At 62.9% G+C, this 12,704-nt stretch carries 11 protein-coding genes; 3 read left to right on the forward strand and 8 right to left on the reverse strand.

Annotated features, from left to right (window positions below):
- Window positions 1-65: 65 nt before the first annotated feature.
- The 7 genes from MTX23_RS34625 to MTX23_RS34655 all read right to left on the reverse strand — a co-directional run bounded on the left by MTX23_RS34625 (window position 66) and on the right by MTX23_RS34655 (window position 6,454).
- On the reverse strand, window positions 66-812 hold the full coding sequence (locus tag MTX23_RS34625; protein ID WP_280974550.1) for an amino acid ABC transporter ATP-binding protein: 747 nt from the start codon (window positions 810-812) through the stop codon (window positions 66-68).
- A 41-nt stretch (window positions 813-853) separates the two neighbouring features.
- Window positions 854-1,546: an amino acid ABC transporter permease gene (locus tag MTX23_RS34630; RefSeq protein WP_280974551.1), complete on the reverse strand. Its 693-nt coding sequence runs from the start codon at window positions 1,544-1,546 to the stop codon at window positions 854-856.
- A gap of 2 nt (window positions 1,547-1,548) precedes the next feature.
- Entirely contained in the window at window positions 1,549-2,244 is a 696-nt protein-coding gene (locus tag MTX23_RS34635; RefSeq protein ID WP_280974552.1) for an amino acid ABC transporter permease, read from the reverse strand.
- A 10-nt stretch (window positions 2,245-2,254) separates the two neighbouring features.
- A complete protein-coding gene (locus tag MTX23_RS34640) occupies window positions 2,255-3,037 on the reverse strand; it encodes a transporter substrate-binding domain-containing protein (RefSeq protein WP_280974553.1) in 783 nt (260 codons plus the stop codon).
- 77 nt (window positions 3,038-3,114) lie between these two features.
- Complete coding sequence (locus MTX23_RS34645) at window positions 3,115-4,707, reverse strand: rhodanese-like domain-containing protein (RefSeq protein WP_280974554.1); 1,593 nt, start codon at window positions 4,705-4,707, stop codon at window positions 3,115-3,117.
- Window positions 4,708-4,782: 75 nt separating this feature from the next.
- Window positions 4,783-5,877: a cystathionine beta-lyase gene (metC, locus tag MTX23_RS34650; RefSeq protein WP_280974555.1), complete on the reverse strand. Its 1,095-nt coding sequence runs from the start codon at window positions 5,875-5,877 to the stop codon at window positions 4,783-4,785.
- A gap of 82 nt (window positions 5,878-5,959) precedes the next feature.
- On the reverse strand, window positions 5,960-6,454 hold the full coding sequence (locus MTX23_RS34655) for a hypothetical protein (protein WP_280974556.1): 495 nt from the start codon (window positions 6,452-6,454) through the stop codon (window positions 5,960-5,962).
- A gap of 210 nt (window positions 6,455-6,664) precedes the next feature.
- Between MTX23_RS34655 and MTX23_RS34660 the strand changes: the two genes are divergently transcribed.
- The 3 genes from MTX23_RS34660 (at window position 6,665) to MTX23_RS34670 (ending at window position 11,473) form a co-directional block, all read left to right on the forward strand.
- Window positions 6,665-7,537, forward strand: a complete 873-nt coding sequence (locus MTX23_RS34660) for a LysR substrate-binding domain-containing protein (RefSeq protein ID WP_280974557.1) — start codon at window positions 6,665-6,667, stop codon at window positions 7,535-7,537.
- 236 nt (window positions 7,538-7,773) lie between these two features.
- Entirely contained in the window at window positions 7,774-10,869 is a 3,096-nt protein-coding gene (locus tag MTX23_RS34665; protein ID WP_280974558.1) for an EAL domain-containing protein, read from the forward strand.
- A gap of 199 nt (window positions 10,870-11,068) precedes the next feature.
- Window positions 11,069-11,473, forward strand: a complete 405-nt coding sequence (locus MTX23_RS34670; RefSeq protein WP_280974559.1) for a YccF domain-containing protein — start codon at window positions 11,069-11,071, stop codon at window positions 11,471-11,473.
- Between the two features lie 122 nt (window positions 11,474-11,595).
- Here MTX23_RS34670 and MTX23_RS34675 read toward each other — a convergent pair whose 3' ends face one another.
- Window positions 11,596-12,675, reverse strand: coding sequence for an LLM class flavin-dependent oxidoreductase (locus MTX23_RS34675; protein ID WP_280974560.1), 1,080 nt, complete (start codon window positions 12,673-12,675; stop codon window positions 11,596-11,598).
- Window positions 12,676-12,704: the final 29 nt, after the last annotated feature.

Below are 12,704 nucleotides of genomic sequence, written 5' to 3' on the forward strand. Positions count from 1 at the left end.
ATCTTGGACGTGTCGCTGCTCCTGCCCGGCCGGACGAGCCATGATCGGCCCGCCTGACTTCCGGGTCAGTGGGAGGATACGGTATGCGGCCTCAGGATGTCAGATAGAAACTTCTGCGCACGGGGGTGTTCGGGCGATGTGAAGAACTTGTCCGGCCTCGCCCGTTCGACGATTCTCCCTTCGTCCATGAACCAGATCCAATCCGCGACGTCGCGGGCAAAGCCCATTTCGTGCGTGACCACCATCATCGTCATGCCGTCCTGCGCCAGCTGTTTCATGACGGACAGCACCTCGCCCACCATTTCGGGATCGAGCGCACTGGTCGGCTCGTCGAACAGAATCACGGGCGGACGTTGCGCGAGCGCACGCGCGATCGCCACCCGCTGTTGCTGACCTCCTGACAGATTGGCAGGCATCGCATCCGCCTTGTGCGCGAGCCCGACCTTTGCAAGCAGCAAATCCGCCAGTTCGTCGGCTTGTGCGCGGGACATGCCACCGACCTTCACTGGCGAAAGTGTGATATTCTGCCGAACCGATAGATGCGGGAACAGGTTGAACTGCTGAAACACGAATCCAATGCCGGCGCGCAACGCATTGATGTCCTTTCCTTGCTTGTAAATGTCCTCTCCATCGATCCGGATCGTGCCACGTTGAATCGGCTCCAGACGGTTGATCGTGCGGATCAATGTCGACTTGCCCGACCCCGATGGTCCGCACACGACCAGCACCTCGCCGTTCGTAACCGAACCAGTGACATCGCTGAGGGCATGGTAATTGCCGTACCATTTGTTGACCCCGTCCAGTTCGATCATGTTCGTCCGCATCATGGTCTCCACGAGTTGTGCATGCTCACTCAGGCAATGCCCATTTGCCTTCGGTGAATGCGTCGCTCCAGATACTGCGCGACCAGGGATATCAGGTAACAAACGGCGAAGTAGAAACACGCGAGAGCCATGAAGGTCTGAAATGCCTTGCCGACTTCCATGCTGTTGACCTGCTGCGCGGCAAACGTCACTTCCTGAACGCCGATGATGTATACGATCGACGTTGCCTTGATCGTCGAGACGAACTGATTGACAATCGACGGCACCATGTTCACCAGCGCCTGAGGCAACATGACGTGCCACATGGTTTGACCGTAGCTCAGCCCAACGGAACGTGCGGCTTCAGCCTGGCCGGCAGGCAGCCCCTGCAAGCCAGCACGCACGATCTCGCCCAGAAACGCAGATTCATAGACGACGATCGCGCACAGCGCCGTCATGAATGCGGGGACAGCGATGCCGGTCAGTCGCGGCAGCACGAAGTACGCCCAGAAGATGATCATGACCAGCGGAATGCCACGAAAGGCATAGACCCAGATGGTCGCCAGGAGCCGCGGGGCGCGCAAGAGCCCGGTGCGGGCGATGCCAATCACGATCGCAATCGGAAATGAGAGCAGCATGCCGAGGACGGCAAGGATCAGCGTTGCGGCAAATCCGCCCAATGGACCGTTCGGCCACGACCCGACGAGGAAGAGCATCCCGTATTGTTGGATAAGCTCGAGCATCGTCAGGCCTTGAAAGTCGGCGGGAACAGCTTGCCGAACCAAGCGCCCAAGCCCATGATCGTCAGCGACAGCGCGAGATAGGCAACGGTCGCGGTTGCGAACACTTCCAGCGAACGGAACGTCAGATTCTCGATCGCCTTGACTTGGTAGGTCATCTCGGCGACGCCGATCACCATGGCCAGGCTGGTATCCTTGAACAGGATGAGCGTGCGGTTGAGCAGCGGCGGCACGGCAATCCGGACAGCTTGCGGCACGGTCACATAGCGCATGGCCGAAAAGGCCGACAGCCCGACCGCTCTCGCCGCCTCCAGCTGCGTCTTGGGGATGGCACGCAGGCCGGAGCGAACGTCTTCCGAGAAATAGGCGCTGACATTGAGGGACAAGGCGATCGCCGCAAAGGTGAACTCCGACTGGTTCTGATTGATCCATTGGCGGATCGGGACCGGGAGAACCTCGGGCACGCCGAAATACCAGACCATGATCTGCACCACGGTCGGTACGTTGCGGTGGTACTCGACAAAGACACGCATGATCCAACCGAGCGGCGGGAACGGGATTGCGCGCAACCCGACGACGGCAAAGGCCACCAGAAGGCCGCCGACCCAGGACGCGACGAACAGTTCCAGCGTGGTGATGAGTCCCGACAGCAGGCGGGGCGCGACGCTTTGGCTTGCCAGGAAGCTCCAGTCGAAATTCACCGGAGCCGCCTTATTGCGCCGGGCCGACGGGTTCGACCTTGAAGTTGCGCGACAGGCCGTAGACGGTGTCCTTGCCCATCCAGCGGTTGAAGATGGCGTCGAGTTCGCCATCGGCATCCATCTTCCGGATCACGCCATTGATGGCTGTCAGCAGCTCCGGGGTTCCTTTGTCGACCACGAGGCCGATGTGCTCGACCGCCGTCGGCTCCTGCAGAAGCGTATAGTGCTCGGCCGACGCCTCCGACGCGTTCAGGAAACGCTTGAGGACCAGCTCGCCGGCCGTGAAAGCGTCCACACGACCGGTCTGCAGCGCGAGATTGCACGCGGCCACATCCTGGAAGCTCACCACGCGGCTGTTGGTCAGGACCCGCTCGGCGATGGCGGCGGAGCTCGATCCCTTCGAAGCGCACACACGCTTGCCGGCCAGGCCGGCAAGGTTGGCGATGCCCGCGCTTTCGCGGACCAGCACCTTGATCTCTCCCCGCAGATATTGAAGGCTGTAGTCGACCTGTTGGGCACGTTCGGGCAGATAAGCCATCGATCCCGCCACAACATCCACCCGCCCGAGCTTCAGCTCGGGAATTCTTGCTTCCGTCGACAGGGGACGGTGATCGAGTTCGACGCCGAGACCCTTGGCGAGGGCCTTGCACATATCGACATCATAACCGACGAAGGTGCGTGAGTTCTGGTCCTGATAGGCATAGGGAACGCTGGTGCTCTGCGTGCCGCAGATGAGCTTGCCACGTTCCTTGATCTCCTTGAGACGGTCGGCATGCGCGGCGCAGGCCGTCAAGAAAAGAGCGAAGACGGTGATTCCCAAAGTATTCGCGTATGGCGTTCCTCGCATCGTTCTGCTCTCCTGATTTGATGTTATCGAAAGACGAAGCGCGCCCTCTCCTGCGGGTCGATCTGCCGGACGAGATTCGTCTCCCATTCAAGGTATTGGCGTGCGGCCTGCTTGTTGCCGTCATGCCGGTTGTGCACGAAGAACAGAAAGTCGATGCAATCCGCATCCGGCGGCTCGGCAGGCGTGGAGACCGTCGACAGCTTGGCCTTGCGCCATTCCTCCGGTGTCCCGCAATGAATTCGGACGTCGGTCACGCCCTGCTCGCGCAGCGTCTCCGCGGCAAGGGCTGCAACGCCGGGGGACGACGCGATCAGAATTACGGGCTCGTCCAGCGCAAGGCGCAGACGGTCGAGGCGCGGCCGGATCGACCAGCGCGCTTCGGCGAGATGGGCGGCGCGAAACTCAGTGCTGGACCGGATATCCACCAGCTGACGGCCACCCTGGCGCAGCTCGTCCGCTAGGTCCTCGACGGAAAGAGCTGCTGGCTGCGAGGGCTGGATTGCGGCGACCGGCATTGCGGCAACGTTGGCAGCGATACCTTCCTTGAGAACGACAGCTTCCCAGCCCATCTGCGTCAGCCAGCTCGCCACGACCCGGGCGCGGATTCCCTCATCGTCGAAAAGCACAAGCCGAGCGCGCTGCACGCCGACATATTGATCGGTCGCCTGGATCAACTGCCCACCCGGCGTATGCTGGGCGCCGGGCAGCGAGCCGCTCGCGAACTCCTCCGGTGTGCGCACGTCGCACAGGAAGGTCGTCCGATGCGTCTCGGAGAGCCAGCGTCTCGCCGTCTTCTCATCAACGACCTCGACGCCAAATCGATCCGCGAGTGCTTGGGCTCTCGCACGCCGGCCTTCGATGTCGGCCGGATTCACGGCCTGGTCGTGGCGGCGCTGTACGCCGTGTTCAAGCTCGAGATCTGCGAGGAACCAGCCCTGCGTGCCGTTCTCGAGGGCCATGACGGGATTGGGCAGCCTGAGATTGATCAGCGTCTGCGCCCCAATGATGCTGCGGGTGCGACCCGCACAATTGACGACGATAGTGGTGCTCTTGCTCGGCACCAGATCATCGACACGAAGCGCAAGCTCTCCATTCGGGCAAGAGGTTGCACCCGGGATGCTCATCTTCTTGAATTCCGTGAACGTCCGGCCGTCGAGCACGATCAGATCGTCTTTCCTCCCGATCCGCTCTGCCAGCTCGCGGGCACCAATTCGTGGCGTCTCAAAGAAGTGGTCGGCTAGTTCACCGAATGTCTTGCTTGGCACGTTGACGCCAGCGAACAGTCTGTAGCCGGCTGCTGTCCATCCTTTTGCACCGTCTTCCAGCACGGAAACGTCGGAATATCCCATGCGCGCAAGGTGCATGGCAGCACGTTTGGCAATCGTTGCGCCATCCTCGTCATATACGACGACCCGGGCGCTCAGCCGCGGCACCAGCCGCGTGATCTCGCATTCAAGACGGCTGAAGGGCGCGTTCACCGCAAAGAAGAGGTGAGCCTCGCCATACTCACCGTGTTCGCGGACATCGATGAGGGCAATCTCCTCCCTGTCGTCCAGCCAGGCCTTCAGGGCGGTTGCGGTGAGGCATCCGATCGTTGTCTTGGATTGTGAAGGCATCGTTCCTTAGCTCATGTGATCGGCGGGGACCGAAGAGAAAATGTGCGAACCATTCAGAGCCGATCCGCCGCGGCGTCAGGCCTTGAGCGGCTCGAGGGCCTGACGGAGGTCGGCGATAAGATCCTCCGGGTTCTCCAGCCCGATATGCAGGCGGACGACGCGGCCTCGCTGCGACCAGTCGCAAACTGTGCGCGCCTTCATCATATCGGCGGGCACCACCAGACTTTCGAAGCCGCCCCATGAGGCCCCCACGCCGAACAGGCGGAGCCGATCGATTGTTGCCTCGATGTCGGCTTGCGTGGATTCCCGGCGAAACTCGACCGACAACAGACCGTTCGTGCCGTTGAAGTCGCGACGCCAGATCTCATGTCCTGGATGACTCGGAAGAGCCGGGCAGATCACCCGGGCGATCTGCGGCTGCTGCTCCAGCCAGTGCGCCACAAGCATGGCATGGCGTTCATGCATCTGCAGACGCGGCGCCAGGCTCCTCAAGCCGCGCAACACCAGATACGCATCGTCGGCGCCCACGGTCTGGCCGAAATCGACCGATGCGAGCTGGATGACCTTCCATGCCCGCTCGTTGCTGACGAGCGCTCCCATCATCACGTCGGCATGACCGCCAAGATATTTCGTCGCGGCCAGCACGGAGATATCGGCACCCAGCGACAACGGACGATAGAGCAGGCCCGAGCCCCATGTATTATCGACGGCCAGAAGACAGCCGCACCGCCGCGCCAGTTGAGCAAGCGCCGGCAAATCCAATATCTCGAAGACCAGCGATCCCGGACATTCGGCATAGATCAGCTTCGTCTCGGGACGCAGTCGCGAGGCAATGTCGCTGCCATCGGGCAAGTAGAACTCGACATTGACGCCAAGTCGCGTGAGATGCTTGGCGCAGAAGCGACGAACCGGCTCATAGACGGCGTCGGTGACCAGCACATGATCGTTGGGCTGCAGAAGCCCGAGCATCATTGTCGCAATCGCAGCCTGCCCCGTTGGAAAAAGCTGCGCCCGATGTCCGCCCTCCAGCTCGACCAGCGCGTCCTCGAGGGAGAAGGTGCTGTCCGTCCCCCGCGCCCCATAGGAGGCAACGCGCTGCTCTTCCCGAACCGCACGCGTTTGCCGCCATTGCGAGACGCTTTCGAACACGTAGGTGCTCGCACGTGTCACCGGCGTATTCACCCATCCGACATGAGGTCGGCCGGCGCGCAGAAGACGCGTCGAGGCGCTCAGCGAATCCTGATCCACAGATTCAGCTCCGCGTCTTCACGCCGATCTTCATCACCTCGCACGTGCCCCTTTCCAGATCATAGACAAGGCGTTCGTCGAGCGTCTCCAGCGCACGACCGTACATGTGCAGGTGCCGGATGATACCGTTGCCCTCGATGTGCACCGAATGGATATCGTCGGGCATCAGCGCGATGCCGGAACCCGGCTCGATAACCACCCTTTTTGGCGCGCCGAGCACGCCGACCCCCGGCCTGGAGCCGTCGTCCAGGCGCTCATAGAGGTAGTTGGTTTCGGCGCCTTCGACGGCCGCGATGCAGGCCCATGTCGTATGGTTGTGCGGAGGGATCTTTTTGCCGGACCGCATGACGTTCAAATAGAGCGCATAGGTCTGATCGTCGTCTTGCGTGATCAGATAGCGTGCCTGCTGCTCACCCTCAGTGGGCGCCGGGTACCGGTCGCTCGCCCACCAGTCGCGATGCGATGCGAGCTCCAGGACGGCTCCCAGCGCGACCTTCAACTTGTCGGGCGTGGCGCCTCCATCTAAAGCATCTCTAATGCTTGAGACTGCCGAATGGATAGCACTCATGTGAGGGGGCGCGGCTGTCACGCTCGTTTGCTCTTCTTTTCAAGGTTATGGGATTACGCTACGTTTGCTCGGACACCGGCACAAATTAGAACGACAGGCGAAAGCATTAGAAACTCTTATGAAATTTCTTAAGGAGGTCTAATGATTAATCTCGATATCGATCTTCTTAGGACGCTGGTCGCCGTCGAGCGACGCGGAACGTTCGCTGCAGCGGCAGAGATGGTATTGAGAACGCAATCTGCCGTGACGCAGCAGATGCAGCGCCTGGAACAGATGCTCGGCATGCCCCTCTTCGAGCAACGTGGCCGCAGCAAAGTCCTGACGCAACAAGGCGAGATGCTCGTGCGCTACGCGCGGCAGATTCTCGTCATCAATGACGAAGCCGTCAGGACCATGACCGGGAAGCAATTCGAAGGCACCGTGCGGATCGGCTCGCCGCTTGATGTCGCCGATTCTTTGCTGCCGACCATCCTCACGCATGTCGCGCGCTCCCTGCCAAGCATCAAGATGGAGATCCGCGTCGACCGCAGCCCGTTTCTGATGGAGGCCCTCCATGCCGGCGACATCGATCTGACAGTCTCCACCCGGTTCGATCAAACATTGGAGGGCATGGTGATTCGTCGGACACCCACCGTCTGGCTCTGTTCAGCCGATTATGTTCACGACCCCGCGCAACCCGTGCCTTTGGTGCTCGCCGATGAGCCAAGCATTTTCAGGCGCGTTGCCCTCAACGCCCTCGAGCAATCGCGCGTCGCCTGGCGCGCAAACTACGTGGCACCCAATCTGGTAGGCATCAAGGCGGGGCTGCGCGCCGGCCTTGGGGTCACCGCGCGCGGAGTGGACTTCCTCAATCCTGAATTCAGGGTACTTGGCGAGGCCGACGGACTGCCGAAACTCCCTGATATGACCTATTTTCTTTGGACCCGACGCGGCGCGCTGGTGCCATTGACGCGGCATGTCTATGATCTTCTGACTCGCAGCATGGGTCTGACCGAGCCCGGTCGACGCGCCTGACCCTATCAGGTCATACGAACCGCGCCGCAGCTTGGAGAAATAATTCGGCCCCCCGGCCGCTGGGCCCGCTACGCGCCTGATATTTCGTATCCCTGAAAAATAGAGCAAGCTGAGCCGGTTACGACCCCACAACCACTCCGATTAGAACACATCCATCCCGATTAAGCGTTGAGTAACCGGTTTTCCTAACCGCTTGTGGGAACTCTGCGGCTTATCCATGCCGGCAGGGGTATGGCATGCGTGGTTCGATAACAGGGCTGGCGGACGTCCGGTCAGGACAGGGTGCGAGAAGGTGGCGGGTCGCGGCGACCCTCCGCGGGCCGGTGCTGTGGCTGACTGTGTGCGGCGCCCTGCTGGTGGCTGCGATCTTCGCCGGCACCATCATAATGATCGGCGAATTCCGCGAACGCGCGCTCGTCAACGGCGAGCGTGAGCTGGAGAACACCGTCCTGCTGCTGGCCCGCCACTTCGATCAGCAGTTCGAGGACTCCGACATCATCGCCGAGACCATGATCGACAAGCTGCGGATCTCCGAGATCAGTTCGCCGGAGCTGTTCAGGGCGAAGATGTCGGCGCCGGAAACGCATGAGATGCTCAAGGCCAGAGCCGTCTCGTTCCTGGGCAAGATCTCGCTGTTCGATGCCGACGGCAAGATCATCGCCTGGTCGGGCGATCTGCCGCCGGACAGGCTCGACATCTCCGGGCGCGACTATTTCAAGAGTTTCAAGTTCGATGCACACCCCGAACCGGTACGCACGGACACCCTGCGCAGCCTGCTGGTCGGCGGCCTCAGCACCATCATCGCCCATCGCCTGAGCGGGCCGGACGGCAGCTTCCTCGGCGTAATGACGCGGCGCATCGATCCCTTGAACTACGAGAAGTTCTTTGCCTCGGTCGCACCGGGGGCGAGCGCGGCGATCACCATGGTCCACACCGACGGGACCCTGCTCGCGCGCTATCCGCATGTCGACGCGGTGATCGGCCGCAAGCTCTCCAACGCGCCGCTGATCAATCTCGTGATGCGCAAGGGCGGCCAGCATACGATGCGCATGATCAACCCGGTCGACGGCACCGCGCGGCTCGGCTCGGCCGCGAAGCTCCACCATTTTCCCGTCGTCGTCATCGCGACCAACACGGTTGAGGCCGCGCTCGCCGATTGGCAGGCGCAGACCCGCTTCTTGATCTCCGCCGCGACGCTCGCAGCCATCGTCGTCGCGATGGTTCTGTATGTCCTGATCAGGCAGATCCTGCGGCAGAATCACGAGGCGCAGCAGCGGTTGGTCGCGGAGCGGCAGCGGCTTGACACCGCGCTCAACAACATGATCCAGGGCCTCGTGCTGTTCGACGCGTCGGCGCGCGTGGTGGTCTGCAACCAGCGCTATCTCGACATGTGCGGGCTCTCGGCCGAGCTCATCAAGCCGGGCTGCAGCGTCGAGGAAGTGATGCGGCATCGCAAGGCGACCGGATCGTTCGTCGGCGACGTCGACGAGTTCTGCACCACGGTGCGGACCAATACCGCCAACGGACAGGTGACTGAGGTCGTCACCCCCACCGCCGATGGGCGCAGCTTCTCGATCGTCAACCAGCCGCTGGCCCATGGCGGCTGGGTCGCCACGCTCGAGGACATCACCGAACGGCGCAACCTGGAGCAGGAGCGCGACCGCAACAACGCCTTCCTGCGCGAGATCGTCGACCACATTCCCTCGCAGATCACGGTGAAGGACGCGCACACCCGCCGCTATCTGCTGGTCAACCGCGTCGCCGAGACCCATTTCGGCACCTCGCGCGAGAACATCATCGGCAAGACGGCGCGCGACATTTTCCCGCCGGCGCTCGCGGCGATCATCGCCGAAGACGACAACACCGTGCTGCAATCGGCCGACGGCTTCTTCAAGGACGAGCACCGCTGGCTCAGCCATATCACCGGCGAGCTCTACATCACGTCGCACCGGATCGGCATCCGCGACCAGGCCGGGATGCCGCGCTACATCATCACCGTCGTGGACGACGTCACCGAGCGGCGGCGCGCCAACGAGAGGATCGCCCATCTCGCCCATTACGACGCGCTGACGGACCTGCCGAACCGCGTGCTGTTCCGCGAGCAGATCGAGCGGGAGCTGGAACGGGCCCGGCAGGGCCAGCAGTTCGCCCTGCTCTACATCGACATCGACGAGTTCAAGGGCATCAACGATTCGCTCGGTCACCATGTCGGCGACGAGCTGCTCAAGACCATCGCCGGCCGCATCAAGGCCTGCCTGAGCGAAGGCGACCTGATCGCGCGGCTCGGCGGCGACGAGTTCGCGGTGATCCAGACCGCGATTCGCGGCATCGGCGATGTCGAGGATTTCGTCGCCAGCGTGCATCGCGCGATCCGGCAGCCCTGCGATTGCCTCGGCCATCATCTGTCGACCGACGCCAGCATCGGCGTCGCGCTGGCGCCGCGCGACGGCACCGACCTCGACCAGCTGATCCGGAATGCCGACATCGCGATGTACGGCGCCAAGGCCGAGGGCCGCCGCACCCACCGCTTCTTCGAGCCGGAGATGGGCGCGATGGCCCGCGCGCGGCTGACGATGGAACAGGATCTGCGGCAGGCGATGACCGACGGCGGCTTCGAGATCCATTATCAGCCGCTGCTCGACCTCAACAGCAACGAGGTGACCGGCTGCGAGGCGCTGCTGCGCTGGCGGCACGCCGAGCGCGGCATGGTCTCGCCGGCCGAGTTCATCCCGGTTGCGGAGGACACCGGCCTGATCGGCGAGCTCGGCGAATGGGTGCTGCGGACGGCCTGCATGGAGGCCGCGACCTGGCCGGATCACATCCGCCTTGCCGTCAACGTGTCCCCGATCCAGTTCAAGAACATCTCTCTCGCGCTGAAGGTCGCGACTGCGCTCGACGCCTCCGGCTTGAAGCCGAGCCGGCTCGAGCTCGAGATCACGGAAGCCGTGCTGATCGGCGACGACGAGGTGGCGCTCGCGATCCTGCACCAGTTGCGCGCCCTCGGCGTCAGGATCGCACTCGACGACTTCGGCACCGGCTATTCGTCGCTGAGCTATTTGAAACGCTTCCCGTTCGACAAGATCAAGATCGACCGCAGCTTCGTCAGCGACATCGCCGTCGACGGCTCGGCGACGATCGTGCAGTCGGTGGTGAACATCGCCACCTCGCGCAACATGACCACAACGGCGGAAGGCGTCGAAACTGAACAGCAGCGCGACCTGCTGCGCGAGCTCGGCTGCACCGAGATGCAGGGCTACCTGTTCAGCGCCCCGAAGCCGGCCATCGAGCTCAGGCGCCTGTTCGCTCCGTCCGCCGCGCCCGCGCTCGCTTAGAGCATGATCCGGAAAAGTGGAGACCGGTTTTCCCTCGCGACAATCGCGGAACGTGTTTGCGCGGAGATCATGCTCAAACAAAAAGATGAGATCATGATGCGATTCAGTCTGATCGCGCCATGATCTCAGCCGCACCTACCGCGGCAGCGGCCGCCAGCCTATATTGGGGCCGATCCCACGCGGCGCGAAGGTGTCAGCCATGCAGCCTGTGTCTATCCTCCTGAACATTCTCTGGATTCTGATCGGCGGCGCATGGATGGCGTTCGGCTGGCTGGTCGCCGCCGTGATCATGGCGATCACCATCATCGGTCTGCCCTGGGCACGCGCCGCCTTCAACATCGCGGTCTATACGCTGCTGCCGTTCGGCTCGCGCGCGGTGCGCCGCGACGAACTGACCGGCCAGAGCGATGTCGGAACCGGGCCGCTCGGCCTGATCGGCAACGTAATCTGGTTCGTCCTGGCCGGCTGGTGGCTCGCGATTGGGCACCTGATCACCGCGCTGCTGCTGGCGGTGACCATCATCGGCATTCCCTTCGCCTGGGCGCATCTCAAGCTCGCCGGCATCGCGCTGTGGCCGATCGGCAAGGCGATCGTGCCGGCGTAACGCGCCGATCTCGCGATCAGCGCGCGGCCGCGCAGCCGGGGATGTCGAACACTGTCGCCGTGCCGACTGCGACCCACGCATGAACTTCCGGAAAACCTGCTTCACACCGTGCAGATCGCGCGTCAGGCGGTGAGCCGCCCGCGGTTGTTCGCGGCAAGGATCGGGCGGATCAGCCGGCCGAACCGCTCCGCTTCCTCGTCGTGCAGATAGCCGGACAGGCAGAAGGAGTGGCAACCCGCGTCGATGAACTGCTGCAGCGTGGCGGCGCATTGCTCGGGATTTCCGACCACGGCGATGCCGGCGCCAGGCCGCACCTTGGTGATGCCGGTCCACAGATGCGGCATCAGGAAATCGCCATACTCGCGCGCGAGCTGCTGCACGCGCTGGTTGGCCTCCGAGCGGTTGTAAAGCGTCTTCATCTCCTGTTTCTGCCGCTCGGTGGCGTGACGCACGAGCTGGTCGGCCGCCTCCCAGGCGTCCGCCTCGTTCTCGCGGCAGATCACCTGCAGCCGCATGCCGAAGCCGATCGCATCCTCGCGGTCATGGGCACGCGCCATCCGCCTGATCTCGGCGATGTTCTGCGCAATGCGCTCGGGCAGGTCGCCCCAGAACAGATGTACGTCGGAATGCTTCGCCGACAAAGCCCAGGCCTGCCGCGAGCCGCCGCCGAGATAGAATTTCGGGAACGGCTGCTGCTTAGGCCGCGGCCGGATGTGACCGCCCGAGATCGTGTGGAACTTGCCTTCGAAATGCACCGGGCCGCGCATGGTCCATAGCGCCTTCAGGATCGAGACCTCCTCCTCCATCAGTGCGTAACGCTCCTCTTTCGCGTAGCGCACGCCTTCGGCCTCGACCTCGCTCTCGTTCTGGCCCGCGATCAGATTGATGCAGATCCGCCCGCCCGACATCTGGTCGAAGGTCGAGATCATCTTGGCCAGCAGCACCGGGTTGATGTAGCCCGGCCGCGCCGCGATCAGCGGCTTGATCCGGGCCGAGCGCGCCGCCATGAACGCACCCGTGATCCAGGCCTCCCAGCACACCGAGCCGACCGGAATCAGCAGATATTCGAAGCCCGCGTCCTCGGCCGCCTTGACCACCCGCTCGCAGAGTTCCGGCGAACCCGCGACCTGCGCCTCCATCAGCCCATAGGCCGTGGTGTCGCCATGCGTGGGCAAATACCAGCCGAATTCCAGCGGGCGCATGCCGATCTCCCTCGAAACACAGCCGTTTT

This window comes from Bradyrhizobium sp. ISRA436 (assembly GCF_029910015.1).
Lineage (GTDB): Bacteria > Pseudomonadota > Alphaproteobacteria > Rhizobiales > Xanthobacteraceae > Bradyrhizobium.

Excerpts from the sequence above, each read along its gene's own strand:
- MTX23_RS34625 (WP_280974550.1), bottom strand. The coding sequence starts at position 812 with ATGATCGAACTGGACGGGGTCAACAAATGGTACGGCAATTACCATGCC.
- MTX23_RS34630 (WP_280974551.1), bottom strand. The coding sequence starts at position 1,546 with ATGCTCGAGCTTATCCAACAATACGGGATGCTCTTCCTCGTCGGGTCG.
- MTX23_RS34645 (WP_280974554.1), bottom strand. The coding sequence starts at position 4,707 with ATGCCTTCACAATCCAAGACAACGATCGGATGCCTCACCGCAACCGCC.
- MTX23_RS34660 (WP_280974557.1), top strand. The coding sequence starts at position 6,665 with ATGATTAATCTCGATATCGATCTTCTTAGGACGCTGGTCGCCGTCGAG.
- MTX23_RS34665 (WP_280974558.1), top strand. The coding sequence starts at position 7,774 with ATGCGTGGTTCGATAACAGGGCTGGCGGACGTCCGGTCAGGACAGGGT.
- MTX23_RS34670 (WP_280974559.1), top strand. The coding sequence starts at position 11,069 with ATGCAGCCTGTGTCTATCCTCCTGAACATTCTCTGGATTCTGATCGGC.
- MTX23_RS34675 (WP_280974560.1), bottom strand. The coding sequence starts at position 12,675 with ATGCGCCCGCTGGAATTCGGCTGGTATTTGCCCACGCATGGCGACACC.